The sequence below is a fragment of the Rhodopseudomonas sp. BR0C11 genome (assembly GCF_010820945.1).
Classification (GTDB): Bacteria; Pseudomonadota; Alphaproteobacteria; order Rhizobiales; family Xanthobacteraceae; genus Rhodopseudomonas; species Rhodopseudomonas palustris_H.
Map to the genome: position 1 here is coordinate 1 of NZ_QTKI01000699.1, position 1,322 is coordinate 1,322.

At 65.5% G+C, this 1,322-nt stretch carries 1 protein-coding gene and 1 pseudogene; both read left to right on the top strand.

The genetic code is table 11. From position 1 onward, the window contains the following. Positions 1 to 240 (top strand): annotated as a pseudogene (locus tag DYI24_RS26685) (LysR family transcriptional regulator); the annotation flags it as partial. A 70-nt stretch (positions 241 to 310) separates the two neighbouring features. Next, positions 311 to 1,322: Zn-dependent hydrolase (locus DYI24_RS26690; RefSeq protein WP_164574466.1), on the top strand; the 1,012-nt coding region annotated here is incomplete at its 3' end.

A 1,322-nucleotide genomic window follows, 5' to 3' on the forward strand; every position in this document is an offset into this window, starting at 1 on the left:
GTGATCCCGACCGCGATTGTCGAGAACGAACTCGCCGAAGGCCGGCTGCAACTGCTGCAGACCAACCTGAAAATCTCACCGCTGCGGTTCTCCGCAAGCTGGCTCGCTTCGCCCGATACGGTGGCGATCGAGCGGGTCGCCGAGCTCGCAGCCGAGATTGCACACACAGGCGGCTTCATGCCCGATCCTGCAATGCAGCTCCGCGATATTGCTCACGTCGTTGAACCGGCGATTGGTTGACGCGCGACCAGCCGGCTTGACACACTTTCGTTCTGCCTCGCGCGTCCGCGCTGACTTTTCCGGAGTGACTATGACCAAGACTGCCTCGAACCTGCAGATCGATTCCTCGCGGCTGTGGGACACCATCCTCGGCACCGCGCAGTTCGGCGGCACTCCAAAGGGCGGCGTCAAGCGGCTGACGCTGTCGGCGGAAGACAAGCAGGTGCGCGACTGGTTTCGCCAGGCATGCGAGCAGGCAGGGCTCGAGGTCAGCATCGATTCCCTTGGCAACATGTTCGCGTTGCGCAAGGGCCGGGACATGACCAAGCCGCCGATCGGCCTCGGCTCGCATCTCGATACCCAGCCGACCGGCGGCAAGTTTGACGGCATCCTCGGCACCCTCGCCGCCCTCGAAGTGATCCGGACGCTCAACGACGCCGGCATCGAGACCGAGCTGCCGCTGTGCATCACCAACTGGACCAACGAAGAAGGCTCGCGGTTCGCTCCGGCGATGATGGGCTCGGCGGCATTCGTCGGCGACTTCACGGTCGAGGACGTGCTGTCGCGCAAGGATGCCGCCGGCATCAGCGTCGCCGAGGCGCTCGACGGCATCGGCTATCGCGGCGACAAGCCGGTCGGCGCCCAGCCGTTCACCGGGTTCATCGAACTGCACATCGAGCAGGGCCCGATCCTGGAAGCGGAAGGCAAGACCATCGGCGTGGTCGATCACGGCCAGGGCGTGCTGTGGTACGACGGCAAGATCACCGGCTTCGAAAGCCATGCCGGATCGACGCCGATGCATCTGCGCCGCGATGCGCTGGCGACGCTGTCGGAGATCGTGCTGGCGGTCGAAAAGATCGCAACCGAGCTCGGCCCCAATGCCGTCGGCACCGTCGGCGAAGCGGTGATCGCCTCACCGTCGCGCAACGTCATTCCCGGCGAAATCGCCTTCACCATCGACATGCGCAGCGCCGACGCGGCGATCATGGATCAGCTCGACCAGCGGCTGCGCGCCGCCGTCGCCGAGATCGCGCCGCGACGCAAGGTCGAGGTCGCGCTTGATCTGGTGTGGCGCAAGGAGCCGACCCACTTCGATCCTACCC